The organism is Kitasatospora xanthocidica, from assembly GCF_014656195.1.
In the GTDB taxonomy this organism is placed as follows: domain Bacteria; phylum Actinomycetota; class Actinomycetes; order Streptomycetales; family Streptomycetaceae; genus Kitasatospora; species Kitasatospora xanthocidica.
On the sequence record NZ_BNBY01000050.1, the window covers coordinates 1 to 16,815 of the forward strand.

Annotated in this window: 14 protein-coding genes and 1 pseudogene; 7 read left to right on the forward strand and 8 right to left on the reverse strand. The window is 75.9% G+C overall.

Going from position 1 to position 16,815, the window contains the following annotated elements; all coding sequences use genetic code 11:
* Positions 1 to 76 precede the first annotated feature (76 nt).
* Positions 77 to 2,842 (reverse strand): class IV lanthionine synthetase LanL, encoded by a 2,766-nt coding sequence (lanL, locus tag IE332_RS39080; RefSeq protein ID WP_189926327.1) that lies wholly within the window; start codon positions 2,840 to 2,842, stop codon positions 77 to 79.
* A gap of 152 nt (positions 2,843 to 2,994) precedes the next feature.
* Entirely contained in the window at positions 2,995 to 4,056 is a 1,062-nt protein-coding gene (locus IE332_RS39085; protein ID WP_189926329.1) for a Clp protease N-terminal domain-containing protein, read from the reverse strand.
* 172 nt (positions 4,057 to 4,228) lie between these two features.
* Here IE332_RS39085 and IE332_RS39090 point away from each other — a divergent pair, with 172 nt between their 5' ends.
* Positions 4,229 to 5,251 (forward strand): S1C family serine protease, encoded by a 1,023-nt coding sequence (locus IE332_RS39090; protein WP_229929281.1) that lies wholly within the window; start codon positions 4,229 to 4,231, stop codon positions 5,249 to 5,251.
* Here IE332_RS39090 and IE332_RS39095 read toward each other — a convergent pair.
* The 3 genes and pseudogenes from IE332_RS39095 to IE332_RS39105 all read right to left on the reverse strand — a co-directional run bounded on the left by IE332_RS39095 (position 5,248) and on the right by IE332_RS39105 (position 7,190).
* Positions 5,248 to 5,882: pseudogene (locus tag IE332_RS39095) on the reverse strand (GNAT family N-acetyltransferase). The gene IE332_RS39090 and the pseudogene IE332_RS39095 overlap by 4 nt on opposite strands.
* Positions 5,883 to 6,191: 309 nt before the next feature.
* Positions 6,192 to 6,605 carry a hypothetical protein gene (locus IE332_RS39100; RefSeq protein ID WP_189926333.1) on the reverse strand — a complete coding sequence of 138 codons (414 nt, stop codon included), beginning with the start codon at positions 6,603 to 6,605 and terminating at the stop codon, positions 6,192 to 6,194.
* A 6-nt stretch (positions 6,606 to 6,611) separates the two neighbouring features.
* Positions 6,612 to 7,190: a universal stress protein gene (locus tag IE332_RS39105; RefSeq protein WP_189926335.1), complete on the reverse strand. Its 579-nt coding sequence runs from the start codon at positions 7,188 to 7,190 to the stop codon at positions 6,612 to 6,614.
* A 196-nt stretch (positions 7,191 to 7,386) separates the two neighbouring features.
* Between IE332_RS39105 and IE332_RS39110 the strand changes: the two genes are divergently transcribed.
* From IE332_RS39110 to IE332_RS39125, 4 genes are all read left to right on the forward strand, one after another.
* Positions 7,387 to 7,734, forward strand: a complete 348-nt coding sequence (locus IE332_RS39110; RefSeq protein ID WP_189926337.1) for a GntR family transcriptional regulator — start codon at positions 7,387 to 7,389, stop codon at positions 7,732 to 7,734.
* Positions 7,731 to 8,762: a DUF1648 domain-containing protein gene (locus IE332_RS39115; protein ID WP_229929282.1), complete on the forward strand. Its 1,032-nt coding sequence runs from the start codon at positions 7,731 to 7,733 to the stop codon at positions 8,760 to 8,762. The genes IE332_RS39110 and IE332_RS39115 overlap by 4 nt, the downstream gene beginning before the upstream one ends.
* A gap of 333 nt (positions 8,763 to 9,095) precedes the next feature.
* Positions 9,096 to 9,845 carry a hypothetical protein gene (locus IE332_RS39120; protein ID WP_189926339.1) on the forward strand — a complete coding sequence of 250 codons (750 nt, stop codon included), beginning with the start codon at positions 9,096 to 9,098 and terminating at the stop codon, positions 9,843 to 9,845.
* Between the two features lie 122 nt (positions 9,846 to 9,967).
* Positions 9,968 to 10,807 carry an SAM-dependent methyltransferase gene (locus IE332_RS39125; RefSeq protein ID WP_189926342.1) on the forward strand — a complete coding sequence of 280 codons (840 nt, stop codon included), beginning with the start codon at positions 9,968 to 9,970 and terminating at the stop codon, positions 10,805 to 10,807.
* Between the two features lie 57 nt (positions 10,808 to 10,864).
* On the opposite strand, the gene IE332_RS39130 is transcribed toward IE332_RS39125, so the two are convergent.
* Entirely contained in the window at positions 10,865 to 11,578 is a 714-nt protein-coding gene (locus IE332_RS39130) for a response regulator (protein WP_189926344.1), read from the reverse strand.
* Positions 11,575 to 12,786, reverse strand: a complete 1,212-nt coding sequence (locus IE332_RS39135) for a sensor histidine kinase (RefSeq protein WP_189926346.1) — start codon at positions 12,784 to 12,786, stop codon at positions 11,575 to 11,577. Before IE332_RS39135 ends, IE332_RS39130 begins: the two co-directional genes overlap by 4 nt.
* 125 nt (positions 12,787 to 12,911) lie before the next feature.
* Between IE332_RS39135 and IE332_RS39140 the strand changes: the two genes are divergently transcribed.
* Both IE332_RS39140 and IE332_RS39145 read left to right on the forward strand, forming a co-directional pair.
* A complete protein-coding gene (locus IE332_RS39140) occupies positions 12,912 to 13,877 on the forward strand; it encodes an ABC transporter ATP-binding protein (protein WP_189926356.1) in 966 nt (321 codons plus the stop codon).
* A complete protein-coding gene (locus IE332_RS39145) occupies positions 13,874 to 14,755 on the forward strand; it encodes an ABC transporter permease (RefSeq protein WP_268256668.1) in 882 nt (293 codons plus the stop codon). Before IE332_RS39140 ends, IE332_RS39145 begins: the two co-directional genes overlap by 4 nt.
* A gap of 368 nt (positions 14,756 to 15,123) precedes the next feature.
* On the opposite strand, the gene IE332_RS39150 is transcribed toward IE332_RS39145, so the two are convergent.
* Entirely contained in the window at positions 15,124 to 16,611 is a 1,488-nt protein-coding gene (locus IE332_RS39150) for an MFS transporter (protein WP_189926358.1), read from the reverse strand.
* Between the last annotated feature and the right edge of the window lie 204 nt (positions 16,612 to 16,815).

Genomic DNA, 16,815 nt, shown 5'->3' on the forward strand with positions numbered 1-16,815 from the left:
TAGCACCCGTAGTCCGTGGTGGTCTGCTCCTCGCTGTCCAGCAGCTGCAGGGCGTTGACGTCCTCGGTCACGGTGGTCACCTCCTTCCGGTCGGGTCGGGGGCGGGCAGCCACAGGCGCGGCCCGCCGTGGCGGAGCCGGACCAGCAGGCCGAGCGACCCGCCGAGTCCGGTGTTGTAACCGACGCCCACCCCGGTCAGGGTGTCGTCGGGGATCAGGAGCAGTCCGTCGTGGGCGACGTGACGTGCGTGGGCGCAGGCGAGGAGTTCCTCGGCGCGGCGCCGGTGGGCGGGGTCGTCCAGGGCCTCGGCGAGGTCGAGCAGGTACTCGGCGTTGCCCGCGAGGCCGTGGCAGGCCGTGGGCGAGCTCCGCCAGCGCCACCGGTACACCTCGGTCCCGGCCTGTTCGGCGCTCTCGCGGTAGCGGGGATCGCCGGTGGCCTGCCAGAGGCGGATCAGGAAGGTGCCGATGCCGGAGGCGCCGCTGCACCAGTGGGGCGCGTGGACGGGGGTGTCGGCCGCCTTGTCCTCGACGGGCCAGCCCGCGCCGCCGTCCCGGACGCGTACGGTGGCGAGCAGGGTCTCGGCGGCCGCCCGGGCGGCGTGGACGAGGTCGTCCCGCTCCGCGGCGAGCCCGGCGAGCAGCAGGAAGGTGCCGACACCGGCGACGCCGTGGGCGAAGCCGAGATGGGTGATGCCGGCGAGCTCGGAGTCGAAGTCGGCCGGGACGGGCCACACCACGCCGGACCGGCCCTTCGCGGCGACGGTCAGCAGGTGTTCGGCGGCGGTCACCGCGCGCTGCCGGAACCCCTCCTCGCCGGTGGTCCGCCAGAAGTGGAGCTGGGTCAGACCGGCGCCGGCCACGCCGTGGCACACGTCGGGGTTGGGCCAGCGCACCGGCACCTCGCGGGCGAGGCGGGCCGCGTGCCCGGCGAGGCCGTCGTCGTCGAGCAGCCGGGCGGCGTCCAGCAGTGCCCAGGCGGTGCCGGAGCGCCCGAAGTGCAGCCCGGGCAGCTGCTGCCCACCGACCTCGGCCCGGGCCGCGATCCACGCCGCGGCCTCGGCGACCGTGGCGCGCAACCGCGGGTCCGTCCGGTGTGCGGCGGCCGCGGTGAGGACGGACAGGACGCCGGCCGCGCCGTGCTGCACGTTCAGCGGATCGGTCCGCTCGCCGGAGGCGTCGGCGGGCCAGAGCCGTACCGGGTCCTGCGGGGTCATGGTGTCCATCAGGTGGGTCAGCCCGTCGGAGAGCAGCCGCTCCGCGGTCGGGCCGTCGAGGACGGCCGGGTTGTCGAGGACGGCCCCGCTTTCCCAGGTGCTCCCGCCGTCCCGGGCACTCCCGCCGTCCCAGGCGCTCCCGGCGCCGGCGGAGGGTACGTCCACGTGGAGCCCGGTCAGCGCCTCGCGGACCGTGCGCAGGCTCCACCGGTCGTCGCGGTCCTCCGCCATGAGCGCCAGCACGAGCGGCTGGAAGGCGGTGAGCTCGGGGCGGTCGGCGAGGGCGGCGGCCAGCAGGACGGCGAGGCGGTCGTGACGGCCGCGCACCGTCCCGCGGTCCGGGGCGAGCACGGGGTCGGTGCCGGTCAGCAGGTGGAACAGCACGGCACCGAGGCTGTAGAGGTCGGACGTCAGGTCGGGGGCCGGGCCGATCGGGGCGCCGTCGACCACCTCGGGGGCGCCGTAGCCCGGGGTGTGGAGCCGCAGGACGTGGTCGCCGGGGCGGGCGAGGGCTTCGAGGTCGATCAGGCGGACCTCGCCGTCCGGAGTGACCATCAGATTGTTGGGGTTGAGGTCCCGCAGGACCAGGCCGAGTCCGTGGACGGCCCCGACGACGGTCACCAGCTGCCCGGCCAGGTCCAGCACCGACGCCCGGTCGGGGCGGAGCCGCTCGGACATCCAGGAGCGCAGCGTCTGCCCGGCGATGCGCTCCTCGGCGAGGTACCGGTTGCCGCCCTGGCCGAAGACGCCCACGACCTGCGGACACAGGCCGAGCGGCGCGAGCAGCGCGTGCATCTCCGCCTCGTGGCCGAGCCGGTCGCCCGCGTCGGAGCCCTCCAGGGTGGCCCCGACGTGTCGGCGGGCCTCCTTGATGACGACCTCCTGCCCGGTCCGCCGGTCGGTGCCGAGGAAGACGCCGCCCTTGTACGCGTGCCGGACGGCCTTGTGCACGACGTAGCGGCCGTTCAGCAGGACGCTCGTCCCGGGGGCGGGCGGGGGGTCCTCGGGCGGCGGCAGCGGGGAGACGGCCCAGGGCGGCGGGCTGAATCCGGCCTGCCGCCGGTCCCGGACGAAGCCCCCGTCGGGTGTCCGCAGCATCGGCTCGGGCGAGCCGTCGTTGGTGAGCCGGGGGAAGCCCCGGAAGGCGCCGTAGCGGTAGTGCACCAGACTGCCCGGCCGGTACGCACGGTCGGAGAGGATGCCCGGCCCCGGCAGGTACGCGGTGGCCCGGTGCAACTCCTCGGCCAGCCGCCGGAAGTGGTCGTCGTCGTCCGGGTAGACGGTGATGAACTTTCCGCCGCCTCCCCGGTCGTGGCGGGCCGAGACCAGCTCCGCCAGGCGGCCGGGCGTACCGGCGCACTTGAACGGGGCCCGGGCGGCGACGAGCACCTCGGCGGCCCGGGTCAGCACCATCGGGGCGGAGAGCGGGGTCGCCGACACGTGCAGCTTCCAGCCCTGCCGCCGGACCGGGTCGGCGTTGCCCGGGCGGACGCGGCACCAGAAGTCCTCCGGGGTGACGGACCAGTCCCGCGCACCCTGCCTGCGGAGCACCGCCTCGATCAGGTCGGGAAAGAACCCGGCGTACGGATCCGCCGAGTCCCGGCCCGTCGTGTACCCGTGCGCCATCGCTCTTCCCCCGTTCTCCGGACACTGCTGGAGCCGGCCGGCGTCCGACCGCAGCGCCGATCTTGCCGCCGCCGAACCGGGGGTTCATGGGGGACGAGCACGTATCTTCCGCTCCGCGAGCCCCCATGTTCACGCTCGCGGCGTGGTACGCCTCAGCCCTCTCCTGCCTCCCCTGTCTGTCCTGCTTCTCCTGCCTCCCCCGCCTCTCCCGCCTCCCCCGGAGCGTCCTGCTCCGCGCGCAGGGCCTCGACCAGCCGCCGGGCACGGGTGGGCTCGTCGAGCAGCACCCGCACCAGCGGGCCGGGGGCCGCGCCGGCCAGGTAGGCCTCGACGGAGCGCGGGTCCGCCGGCAGCGCCACCGTCCCGGCCGAGAGGGCCCCGTGCACCCGGACGTAGTCGAGGCCGAGCCAGGCCAGGAGTTCACCGCCGGTGTCGTCCACGTCCGGCTGCGGCCGGTGGGCCAGCACCTCGTGCACGGCCAGCACGGCGAGCAGGACGTGCTCGGTGCCGGGCGTACGGCGGCCGAGGCGCTGGGCCTGCTGGTCCGTCTCCCACCGGATCCAGTCCGCTGCCGGGGCCGCAGGTCCGGCCGCGCCCGGCGTCAACACCCGCCTCCAGCGCGGGAGTCGGCGCGAACGGCGGCCGAGCAGCGCGTCCCGGGTGGGGATCAGCAGCGGGTCCAGCACGGCGGACGGGCCGTCCAGACGCTCCCGCACGGCCTGCGGTGCGACGCCCGCCGCGCGCAGCAGTTCGGCGGCCCGGGTGCGGTCCTCGGCGAGCAGGGCACGCAGGACGTGCTCCGCGGTGAGCCGGTGCCCGCCACCTCGCCGGACCTCCGCCACCGCGGCGGACAGCGCGCGGGCGGAGGCGCCGGTCAGCACGAGGTCCGGGGCCCTGGTCGAGCCGAGCACCTCCCGGGCGGGCACACCGGCGTCGGCCTCGTCGTCCGCGTCCCAGCCCGCACCGCGGCCGCCGTCGCCGTTGCAGTCAGCCTCGCCGTCGCGGTCGCCGTCGCGGTCGCCCTCACGGCCGTGGTCGCGGTCGCGGTCGCGCAGCAGGGCGCGCAGCTGGCTCTCGGTGGCCCCGGCGGCGGCGAGGGCCGCACCGGCCGGGCCGGTCGAGCCCACCACCGCGGCCAGCAGGTGCTCCGTCCCGAGCCGACCGCCGCCCGTGGTGCCGAGCGTGCGCCAGTCCGCGTCCAGCGTGGTCTCCATCAGACCCTCCCACTTCGGTGGCTTTACTCACACAATGTGCCTGCTTTGCCATTTCTTTATAGTCACCCGTCCGTCAAGACGGCGTCAGCGGCCAGCGGCCAGCGGCGGAAGCTTCGGCGCCCGACCGTTGTTGGCACCGGGAGAACCCGCGCCGGCGAAAGGGGTGAGCACCGTGGCCGACACCCTCCCCGGGCCCGAACACGCCCCGGACGACGACACCTTCGACCCCGTGGACGGGGCCGCGGACACGGCAGCCGACGCGCTTGACGCCTACTCGCGGATCGTCACGACCGTGTCCGCCACCGTGACCCCGCGCGTCGCCGCGCTCCAGGTGCCCCGGCGCGGGCGGGGCGGCTGGTTCAGCACCGCGCTCGGCTCGGCGGTGGTCTTCACCGAGGACGGCTTCCTGCTCACCAACGCCCACGTCGTCGGCCACGCCGACGCCGGGACGCTGGCCTTCGCCGACGGCACCACCTCCCCCTTCCACACCATCGGCGCGGACCCGCTCTCCGACCTGGCCGTGCTGCGCGCCGACGGCCCGACCCCCACCCCGGTGCGGCTCGGCGAGGCCACCGCCCTGCGGGTCGGGCAGCTGGTCGTCGCCGTCGGCAACCCGCTCGGGCTGGCCGGCACGGTCACGGCGGGCGTGGTCAGCGCCCTCGGCCGCTCGCTCCCCGCCCACTCCGGCAGCGCCGTGCGCGTCATCGACAACGTCATCCAGACCGACGCGGCCCTCAACCCCGGCAACTCCGGCGGCGCGCTGACCACCGCGAGCGGCGAGGTCGTCGGCATCACCACGGCGGTGGCCGGGAACGGGCTCGGCCTGGCCGTCCCGATCGACGCCACCAGCCGGCAGATCATCGCCACCCTGCTCACCGACGGCCGCATCCGCCGCGCCTACCTGGGCCTCGCCGGACTGCCCGCCCCGCTACCGCCTGCCCTGCGCGAGCGCACCGGGCAGCCCACCGGCCTGCGGATCGTCGAGGTGGTCCCCGGCGCCCCCGCCGACCGCGCCGGCCTGCACGAGGGCGACCTGCTGCTCACCGCCGCCGGAGAACCGATGAGCAGCGCCCGCTCCCTGCAGCACCTGATGCTGGCCGACGCGATCGGCCGCCCGCTGTCCCTCACGGTGCTGCGCGGCCAGGCCCTGGTCGACGTCATCGCCGTCCCGGCCGAACTCCGCTCGGACGACTAGCCGTTACCGTCCATCCGGCTCGCCCGGACTGGGTGCGGCTCGCGCCGCATCGCCCACAGCGTCGGGCCGCCGTCCGGGAGCGTCAGCTCCTCGCGCACGGTGAAGCCGAAGTGCTCGTACAGGCCGAGGTTGGCGGCCTTCGAGGACTCCAGGTGGACGGGCAGTCCGGCGGCGTCGGCCTGGGCCAGCCCGGAGCGCAGCAGCGCAGCAGCGCGGCACCCTGCCCCTGGCCCTGCGCGGCGGGGTCGGCACCGATCAGCGCCAGGTACCAGTGCGGCTCCCGCGCGGCGTGCCGGCCGACCTCCTCGACGGTGCGGCCGAACAGCTCGGCGCGGTCGCCCAGGAGCTCGGTCAGCTCCCGTACGGTCGCGGCGTCCGGGACGGCCTTGGCCCGGGCCTCCGGCGGCACCCAGAAGGCGGCCGCGTTCGCGGTGCGCTCGCACACGGCGGCGTGGACGTACTGGCAGGTGAAGAGGGTGGCGAAGTACCTGCCCAGCAAGGCCCGACGCGAGGCCTCGTCGGGGAAGAACCAGCACATCATCGGGTCGTCGTCGAAGGCGGGGGCCAGCGAGCGGCTGATCGACGCCGCGTCACCGAGGGTCGCCGTCCTGGGCGTTCCGGTTGTCCGCATGCGCGCATCCTGTCGCTCCTCACATCCGGCGCGACGGCGGGGTGGCGGGGTGGCGGGGTGGCGGGTGAGTCCGTCGGCGCGGCCGTGACCGCCACCTTCACGCAGCCGGATGGCGGACCGCGCGGGGCGGGTCGCGGTGGGGGCCGGTGGTTCCAGGTGGCCCCCGTTGTCCGAACCCGTGGCCGCTCCGCGCGGTCCGTCACCCGATTCCACCGGTTCGCCGTGACTCCGGAGTACCGGCCGGAGCCAGGGGGGTTCGGTGGGGCCCGCCGTCGGCGTGGTGGCCGGCGGCGGGCCGCTCGGGGGGCCTCAGCGAGGGTCGGGGTGCAGGAGGGAGACGCGGATGGTGCGGCGCGGCAGGGCGGTGGGCAGGGCGGCCAGCAGGGCGGCGGCGGTGAACACCGCGTAGTGGGCGGCCTCCGGCCAGGGGCCGGACCAGCCGAGTTCGGCGTGCCGGTGCTCGGCGAAGGCGTTGCAGCAGAGCCAGGCGGCCAGGCCGACCAGCGGTGCGGCGCCCGGCCTGGAGCGGCCGCCGACCAGGGCGCAGAGCACCGCGTAGGCGGTCAGGGCGAGCGGGCCGGAGTGCAGTTCGCCGAGCGCGCCGAGGCCGAGCGCCGTCGCGCCGCCCGCGAGCAGGGCCACCGTGGCCGAGGTGCCGGCCGTCGGCCGTTTGCGAACGGGGTGGTACCGGGTGGCGCCCGGGCGGGCCGCGTACATCCGCACCGCCGACTACCCCTTCGCCGGGAGGAGTTCGGACAGCGGCCGGACCGGCAGGTGCCAGCGGGCACGGCGGTGCAGCGCCTCCAGTTCGTGCAGCTCGCCGAGGAGCGCCGGCACCGGGACGGTCAGCACCGGGCAGCCGGCCCGCCGCGCGCAGTAGCCGGACACCGGGCGCCGCAGCCGGCGGCGCAGCGGGCCGCCGCTCCGGCCGAGGACCAGCAGGTCGCCGGGGCGGTCGGCGACGTCGACCAGCGCCGGGCCGGTCTCGCCGCGGATGACCACCGGGCGCAGCGGCACGCCGGGGTCGGCGCCGCCGAAGGCCGCGTCGAGGGCCGCGTGCAGGCGCTGCTCGGCCTTCTCCCGGACGGCGGCGAGCAGCGGCGGGCAGGGCGAGCGCCGGTAGCCGAGCTCCCCGCCGGGCGGCTCCCAGGCCAGGACGGGCAGCAGCTCCGCGCCCCGTTCCCGCGCCTCGGTCACCCCCCGGTGCAGCGCCGCCAGGCTTCCCAGCGACCCGCTGACCCCGACCACCACCCGGGGTGCCACCACCTGGGGTGCCGCGCCGCTCTCGTGCCGCTCGCTGCCGTGCATGGTCCGTCCTCGCTCCGTGGTGTCCCGACGTCTCCCACCCAACCGCCGCCCGGGCCGCCCACCTCCACTCCTTGACGCCTCCCTGACGCGCCGGGCGGCGATCCCGACGCACTCCATACGGGAACCCGCCCCGGGCGCCCGTCGGACCCGGGCGCACCTGGCAGGAGACATGAATGGTGCTATCGTCAGTAGCACCATGTTGCTGAAGCTGGACGTCGGGGACACCCGACCGCTGCACGAGCAGGTCGCCGGGGCGATCAGACGGGCCGTCGCCGAGGGCGAGTGCGCCCCCGGGGACAAGCTGCCGCCGGCCCGGGAGCTGTCCCGGGCGCTGGGGGTGAACGCCAACACCGTGCTGCGCGGGCTGCGGACGCTGCGCGACGAGGGGGTGCTGGAGTTCCGCCGGGGCCGGGGCATCACGATCGCGACGGGCGCCGACACCCGATCCGAACTCACCGAACGGGTACGGCAGTTGGTCGCCGACGCGGCCAGGGCCGGCTACAGCAGGAATGATCTCGTGGACATGATCAGGGGGATGTCGTGACGGAGGAAGCACGCGGGAAGGGACGCCCGGCGGGCCGGGGAGCCCGGTGGGGCGCTGCGGCCTGGTCGCTCGGGGTCCTGGCGCTGCTGATCGCGCTGCCGCTGGCGGCGCGCCACCGGCTGCCGGACCCGCTGGCCACCCACTGGGGCGGCCGGGACCCGGACGGCTCGATGTCGCTGACCTGGGCGGCGCTGTTCCCGGCGCTGGTCTGGCTGGTCCTGGTGGCGGTCGCCGCGCTGCTGCAGCGGTACTGCGCCGAGCAGGCGCCCGGTTGCGGGGCGGCGGCACTGGCCTCCGGCGGGGTGCTGCTGACGGGGGCGCAGACCGCCGTCGTGCACGCCAACCTGGACCGCGCCCGGTGGCAGGACGCCGCGCCGATGGGCGTCGAGGTGGTCCTGGTGCTGGCGGCCACGGCCGTCGCCGGGGCGCTGGCCTGGCTGGCGGGCCGGGGCACGGGCCGGGCGGCCGACGGCCGGCCCGAGGAGCACCCGACGGCCGGCACCCCGGCGCTGGACGTGCCGGAGGGGGAACGTTTCGTCTGGCTCTCGCGGGCCGTCAACCCGTGGCTGCAACTGCTCGCCGCCGTGCTCGGCCTGGTGGCGGTGGCCGGTGTGCTGGTGGCGGCGAGCGGGCTGACCGGACTGGACTGGTCGGTCGCGCTGTCCTTCACGCTCCCCGCCCTGGCCGTCCTCGTCTGCTCCTCGGTGCAGGCCCGGGTGACCGCCCGGGGCCTGACCGTCGGCTTCGGCCCGTTCGGCCGACCCGCCCGCCGCTGGTCCCCCGAGGAGCTCGTCTCGGCCCGCGCCGAGGCGCGCACCGCCGCCCAGGCGGGCGGCTGGGGCTACCGGGTCAACCGGCTCGGCACCACGGTGATGCTGCGCGGCGGCGAGTGCCTGGTGGTCCGCACCCGCCGCGGCACCGACTTCGCGGTCAGCGTCGACGACGCCGAGCGCGGGGCGGCCCTGCTCAACGCGGTGATCGCACGCGGCGGTCGGCCGACGGGCCGGGCGGCGGACCAGCCGTCGTAGACCGGCCGTCGTAGACCGGCCGTCGTAGACCGGCCGTCGTAGACCGGCCGTCGTAGACCGGCCGCGCCGGGCGGCCGGAGACTTCCCGGGCTATCGGGACAGACCGCCGGTCGGAGGGGATCAGGTCATCGCCGCTGGTCACCGGGGGATGCCGGGCGGCGGCCCGGGAGCGCAAACCACTCGATTCAGTGGTGCTTCGAACGCCAATGCGGGTACACCAGTTGATGGCCGCTCAGGTGGGGCGGATCCCGTCGACACCGCCCCCTCCTGTCCCTCGCGGCCCGAGAAGTCCGCGGGCGCCGGCGCGCCCGCACCGCATGCAAGGAGGCGTCCGTGACTCACGACTCACGCGCGCAGAACCCACCGGACGTCCGGCGGGGCGTCCAGGACGGACGGACGGTCACGTTCCTGCGCCTCGGCGTCGGGCTGATCGGCATCCTGCTCCCGGTCGCCCTGCCGTTCGGCAACTGGCTGGCCGCCGAGCTGCTGGGGCGCAGCACGGACGGCTTCTGGCCCGGTTCGATGAGCGCCTCGTACTACACCGGCACCCGGAACGTCTTCGTGGGCGCCCTGTGCGCGCTCGGGGTGTTCCTGGTCTGCTACCGCTTCGACCGCCGGGACGACCGCTGGAGCACGGCGGCCGGGTTCTTCGCGGTCGGGGTCGCGCTGTGCCCCACGTCCCCGGAGGGGGCGTCCGGCCTGCAGCGCACCATCGGGGTGTTTCACCTGGTCTTCGCGAGCCTGCTGTTCGTCATGCTGGCGCTGTTCTGCCTCTACTCCTTCCGCAATCCGCGCTCGACCCAGCCGGCCCGGGTCGGCGCGGCCTACCTGGCGGCCGGGGTGCTGATCCTGGTCGCCCTCGCGCTCTCCATCGCGGCCGGGGCGACGGGCATCGGCGCCGACTGGCGGATACGGCCGCTCTACCTGTGCGAGTGGCTGGCGACGTGGTCCTTCGGTGCGGCCTGGCTCGGCGCCGCGCTCGAACTCGCCGCGCACCGCCGGGCCGGCCCCGACCAGGCCGCCGTGCCCCGGCAGCCGGGCGGCGCCCTGGCGGAGCCGGTGCAGCCGGAGGCGCAGGCCTGAGGAGCCCACCCGAGGAGCCAGCCTGAGGGACCGTCATCACGCCCTCCCCGGAGCCCGTTACCATGCGCTCCAGGGACCGCCACCGGGGCGGCCGGTGACGGATCCCCCACGGGAGGGCGAGCATGGCGAACGAGGTCCGGGCTGAACGCGGTCCGAACGAGGACTACCCGTCGGTGGACCTGCGGATGGACGTCCCGCACTCCGCCCGGGTCTACGACTACCTCATCGGCGGCAAGACCAACTTCGAGGCGGACCGCACCGCCGCGCACGCCTCGGTGCGGGCCTGGCCGTCGCTGCCGATCTCGATGCGCACCACCCGCTCCTTCATGCAGCGCTCGGTGCGCCACCTCGCCGAGCGGTACGGCGTGCGGCAGTTCCTGGACATCGGCACCGGCATCCCCACCTCGCCGAACGTGCACGAGATCGCCCAGGCGATCGTGCCCGGGGCCCGGGTCGCGTACGTGGACAACGACCCGATCGTGCTGACCCACGCGCGGGCGCTGATGTCCAGCACGCCCGAGGGCCGTACCTGTTACGTGGACGCCGACTTCCGCGACCCGGAGTCGATCATCACCGACCCCCGGCTGCGCGAAGTGCTCGACCTCTCGCAGCCGGTGGCGCTGTCGCTCATCGCGATCGTCCACTTCGTGCTGGACGAGGACGACCCGCAGGGCATCGTGCGCCGCTTCATGGACGCGCTGGCGCCCGGCAGCTTCCTCGCCCTGACGGTGTTCACCGGCGACACCGACCCGGTGGGCGTGGGCGGTGTCGGCCGGGAGTACAACGCGCGCGGCATCCCGCTGCAGGTCCGTGACAAGGCCGAGGCGGAGGCCTTCTTCGACGGCTACGAGCTGCTCGACCCGGGCGTCACGCTGGTCCACCACTGGCACCCGGACGCCGACGCGGCGCCCGTCCGTGACCGGGACATCGCGATGTACGCGGGCGTGGCGATCAAGCGCTGAACGTTCCCGCCCGCGCAGGCGGCCGCAGCGAGGCGGGCCCCAACCACCCGGCCCCGGTCACCCGGGGACGGTGACCAGGCCCGCCTCGTAGGCCAGGATGACCAGCTGCACCCGGTCCCGGGCGTCGAGCTTGGCGAGCAGCCGGGTCATGTAGGTCTTCACGGTGGCGATGCTGAGCACCAGTTCGGCGGCGATCTCGGTGTTGGACAGCCCGCGGCCGACCAGGGTGAGGATCTCCCGCTCGCGCCCGGTGATCGCGTCCAGCCGCCGCTCGGCCGCCGCGGCCGCACCCGGCGCCGCCGCCCCACCCGACAGCCCCGGCAGTGCCCCCGCCGGCGCCCCCGGCGGCCGGCCGCCGACGAAGGCGCCGATCAGCCGCCGGGTGACGCTCGGTGCGATCAGGGCGTCCCCGGCGGCGACCACCCGCACCGCGCCGAGGATGTCGTCCAGCGCCATGTCCTTGACCACGAAGCCGGACGCCCCCGCGTGCAGCGCCGCGTAGACGTGCTCGTCCTCGTCGAAGGTGGTGAGCACCAGCACCCTGGTCGGCCCGCCGGCGGAGGTCACCAGCCGGGTGGCCTCGATGCCGTCCATGCCGGGCATCCGGATGTCCATCACCACGACGTCCGGGCGCAGTTCGGCGGCCAGCCGGACGGCGTCGGCCCCGGTGCCCGCCTCGCCGACCACCTCGACGTCCGTGGTCTCCGTGATGACCATCTCCAGCGCGGCCCGCACCAGCGGTTGGTCGTCGACCAGCACCACCCGGATCATGCGCCCGCCTCCCCCGTCACCGAGGCCGCGAGTGCGGGCACCGGCAGCGTCGCCGCGACCCGGAACCCGCCGTCGGCGCGCGGCCCCGCGTCGAACTCGCCGTCCAGCAGGGCGACCCGCTCGCGCAGACCGGCCAGCCCGAAGCCGCTGCCCGGCTCGCTGCCGTACCCCCGGCCCCGGTCGGTCACCTCGACGGACAGCTCCCCCGCCGTCCGGTGGTCGACGGAGACCACGCAGGCGGCCGCGGCCGCGTGCCGGACCACGTTGGTGACCGACTCCTGGATGATCCGGAAGGCCGCGAGGTCGACCTCCGGCGGCAACGGCCGTGGGTCACCGTGCCGGCGGACCTCCACCCGCACCCCGGCCGCCGTGGTCACCCCGGCCAGCCGGTCGAGGTCGGCCAGGCTCTGCGGAACGGTGGCCGAGGCCTCGCCGTCGGCCCGGCGCAGCACGACCAGCATCCGGCGCAGCGCGGCCAGGGTGTCCCGTCCGGCGGCCTCGATCTCGCCGAGCGCCTCCTTGGCGCGCTCGGGCCGGCGGTCGATGACCCGGCGGGCGGCGCCGGCCTGCAGCGCGACGACGCCGAGGCCGTGGGCGACGGTGTCGTGCATCTCGCGGGCGATCCGCAGCCGTTCGGCGGTGACCGCCTCTGCGGCCGCCCGGCTGGTCAACGCCTCCGCGTGCTCCCGGTTCTGCCGCACCGAGCGGCCGACCAGCCAGGCGACCAGCGCGAGCAGCGCGGCGCCGTCGGCGGAGCCGATGTGGGTCCCGGTGAAGATGCCGACGGTGTCGCCGCGCACCAGGCCGATGTGCAGCACCAGGAAGCCCATGACCACGGCGAACGCGGCCCGCGAGGTGCGGCGCGACCGGGTGGCGGTGATCAGGCAGAGCGCGGCGTCCACGGCGAGCAGCGCGCCGGGCGGCACCTGGGTGCCGCCGGCCCAGCCGTCGGTCTCGGTCCAGGTGGCGATCAGCAGCAGGACGACCGAGAGCACCGGCAGCCGGCGCACCAGCGCGGCACCCGCGAAGGCGACCACCGTGTCGGCCAGGGTGAACGCCCAGCCGCCGTGCGCGGCGGCGCCGTGGTGCTGTCCGGCGCCGGCGCCGAGGCGGACGGCCGGATAGGCGGCGGCCACGCACCAGGCGAGACCGACCCACGCCTCGGGCGGGACGCGCCGGAACGGCGGCGGGGAAGGGGTCGACAACATGGTTCAAGATCGTAACGACAGCCCGGGACGCCGTCATCCAACCGTGGTTGTACGACCGGGGCTGACCTGCGGTGTCGACGTCGGTCCGATGCCCCGCGGTCCACTCCCCCGGCAAAGTGGTGCCCATGATCGAAGTCAACGAGCTGACGAAGCACTACGGCCGCGGCACCACCGTCCGGGCCGCCGTCGACCGCCTCACCTTCACCGTCCGGCCGGGCACCGTCACCGGCTTCCTCGGCCCCAACGGCGCGGGCAAGTCCACCACCCTGCGGATGGTCCTCGGCCTCAACGACCCCACCGCCGGCACCGTCACCGTCGACGGCCGGCCGTTCCGCGGCCGGCCCCGCGGCCTGCGCCACGTCGGCGCGCTGCTGGACGCCGGCGACGTGCACGGCGGGCGCAGCGCCCGGGCCCATCTGCGGGCGCTGGCCCGCAGCAACCGGATCCCGGACGCCCGGGTCGAGGAGGTACTGGCGGAGGTCGGGCTCGCCGAGGCCGCCGGGCGCCGGATCCGCGGCTACTCGCTCGGCATGAAGCAGCGGCTCGGCATCGCGGGCGCCCTGCTCGGCGACCCGCCCGTCCTGCTCTTCGACGAGCCGCTGAACGGGCTGGACCCGGAAGGCGTGCTCTGGGTGCGCGGCCTGTTCCGGCGCCTCGCCGCCGAGGGCCGGACGGTGTTCGTCTCCAGCCACATGATGGCCGAGATGGAGCACACCGCCGACCGGCTCGTCGTGATCGGCCGCGGCCGACTGATCGCCGACGAGAGCCTGGCCGAGTTCGCCGCCCGCGCGGGCCGCGCCACCGTCACCGTGCGGACCGCCGAACCCGACCGGCTGGCCGCCGTGCTGACGGCCGCGGGCGCCACCGTACGGCCGGGCCCGGAGGCCGCCCTCGCGGGGGCCTCCCTCACGGAGGCCGGCCCGGACGACACGCTCACGGTCACCGGCCTGGACGACCGCCGGATCGGCGAACTCGCGCTGGAGAACGGCCTGTTGCTCTACGCCCTGACCACCCGCGGCGCCTCCCTGGAGGAGGCGTTCATGACCCTGACCGCCGACAGCGTCGAATACCTCGCCGGAGAGCCCCGATGAACACCCTGATGACCGCCGGGACCGCAACCACCGATTCCCGCGTCCGCCGCACCGGACCGCGTGCCCTCGACACCGAACCCCGCGCCCGCTTCACCGACCTGCTCGCCGCCGAGTGGCTCAAGTTCCGCTCGCTGCGCTCGATCCCCTGGGTGCTCGGCCTCAGCGCGCTGGCCGTCATCGCCGCCGGCCTCAAGTCCGCCCTGTACACCCGCGACCACTACACGCCCGGCGACGGCGATCCGGTGGTCATGGCACAGCTGGCGCTCAACGACGCCTTCAACATGGCAGCCGCCGACATCCTGCTGCTCGTCGCCGGCGGCCTCGGCGCCATCGTCATCGCCGGCGAGTACGCGACCGGACTGATCCGCACGACGCTGGCGGCCGTGCCGGACCGCCGGGCCGTCCTGCTGGCCAAGGCCTGCGTGCTGGCCGCCGCGATGCTCGGCTACGGCCTGCTCACCGTCGGCGTCTCCTTCGGCCTCACCCAGGCGATCCTGTCCGACGTCGGCATCGGCCAGTCCCTCAGCGACCCCGCCGCCTTCCGGTACGTCGCGGCGGCCGTACTGTTCGGCCCGGTCTGCGCGCTGGTCGGGCTCGGACTCGGCACCCTGATCCGGCACAGCGCGGGCGCCGTCGTCGGTACGGTCGTGGTGCTGTTCTTCCTCCCGTCGCTCCTCACCGAGCGCTACCGCTGGACCGCCGACCTGCTGCACGCCCTGCCGCTGCCCGCCTTTCAACGCCTGGCCCGGACCACCCTGGCGGGCATGCGCCCGACCGAGTACCCGGCGACCGTCACCGGCTCCTGGATCACCTTCGCGGCCTGGGCCCTCGGCTCGGTGGCGGTCGCGACGCTGGTCATCCACCGCCGGGACCACTGAGGGCCGGTGGCAGCCGACACGCCCGGCGGGCACTCAGAACGCCGCGACGCGCCCCGGCGCCCGCTCCGCCCGGCTGAGCGCCCGCACCACGTCCACCCACCCGTGCCGGCGGACGGCCGGCCGGGCCGGCAGGCCCACCACGAAGTCGGCGGCCTCCGGCGGGAGTTCGGGGGTCGGAACGCCGACGCTGACCGCCAGGCCGCCGCCACCTCGGGGCGGCGCGGCAACCGCTCGGCGGCCCCGGCCGCCGCGAGGAAACCCACCCGGACACCCGTCACGATCCGCCTCCTACCTCAGCCGTCCAGCCCGGAAGCCGGTCCACAGGCGGGAGTTCGAAGACGGGCCCCAGGGCCGCTCGAAGGCCCGCCCTACGCACGCCGTCCCACCCAGTCGTCGGTCACCGCCACCAGCAGCGCCACCAGGACCAGGCCCGCCGCGACCGTCACGCCCAGTTGGAAGGCCGTCGCCCAGTCCGGGTGGCGGCCGCGGGCGTGCGCGAAGAACACCGAGCCGACGACCGCGATGCCGACCGCCGAGCCGACCCGCTGCGCGGTCTGCAGGACGCCGCCCGCGCTGCCCGCCCGGGCGACCGGCACCCGCTGGAGGGTCAGCGTCTGGTTCGGGGCGATCACCAGCCCGCTGCCGACCCCGGCGACCAGCAGCGGCAGCGCGGTCGTCCAGCCCACCCGCGGCCCGGACCACAGCTGCACCGCGAGCGCCGCGGCCAGCAGGCCGCCCAGCACCAGCAGCAGCCCGGCCACCACCAGCCGTCGCCCGAGCCGGCTCACCAGCCGGCCGCCCACCGCCGCGGCCACCCCCGAGCCGACCGCGAACGGGGTGATCGCCAGGCCCGCCGTCAGCGCCGAGTAGTGCAGGCCCGCCTGGAGGTACAGCGTGAAGATGAAGAAGATCGCGGTGAACCCGGCGAAGTACACCAGCGACAGCAGCACCCCGGCCGCGTACGGGCGCACCCTGAACAGCGCCATGCTCACCAGCGGTTCGTGCCGCCGCCCGTAGGCCGCCTCCCAGCCGACGAAGGCGGCCAGCAGCACCGCCGCCACCGGCAGCAGCAGCCAGCGGGACGCGCTGTGCCACTGCTGCTCCTGGACGAACGGCAGCAGCAGGGAGACCGTGCCGGCGCCGAGCAGCACCACCCCGACCGGGTCGAAGTCCCGGTGCCCGGCCCGCTCGGTGGCGGGCGGGGGCGGCGGGAGCAGCCGGTAGGCGACCGGCAGGGCGGCGACGCCGATCGGCAGGTTGACCAGGAACACCCAGCGCCAGCCGTCCTGCGGGCCGAACAGGTGGATCAGCAGGCCGCCGAGCAGCGGTCCGACGGCGGTGGACAGCCCGATGGTGGCTCCGAGCGCGCCGAAGGCCCGGCCGCGCTCGGCACCCTGGAAGAGGGTCTGGATGAAGCCGGACACCTGCGGCACCAGCACGCCGCCCGCCGCGCCCTGGAACAGCCGGGCCAGCACCAGCCACTCCTGGTTGCGTGCCGCGCCGGCCAGCGCGCTGGCCGCGGTGAACAGGGCGAGCCCGGTCAGGAAGACGGCCCGCCGGCTGCGCGCGTCACCGAGCCGCCCGGCCGGGACGAGCACCAGGCCGAAGGCCAGCGCGTAGCCGCTGAGCACCCACTGCAGGCCGCTCTCCGACATATGCAGCCCGGCCCGGACGGTCGGCAGGGCGACGTTGACGATGCTGACGTCCAGCAAGGTCATGAACCCGGCCACCAGGCAGACCGCGAGCGCCTGCCACCGCCGCGCGGCGGCCCGCCCGCCCGCGGCGGTGGCGCCGGGCGGGCCCGGCGGGCCGGGCGGGCCTGGCTGCGCGGTGCTGCGCGGGGTACGGGCGGTCATCGGAGCCTCTTCCCGGAGTCCGGGGCGGCCTGCTGCCCGGCCGATCGTCGGCCGGCTCCGCTCGGCTCATCGTCGCCCGCGCCACCGGGCGCCGCCACCCGGGCCTTAACCGGCCAAGGCCCTGACCACGGCACCGCACAAGGCCCCGCGCCCGGCCCCGTACGGTCTCCCGGCGCGCCCTCACCCGATCAGCCGAACCGGATC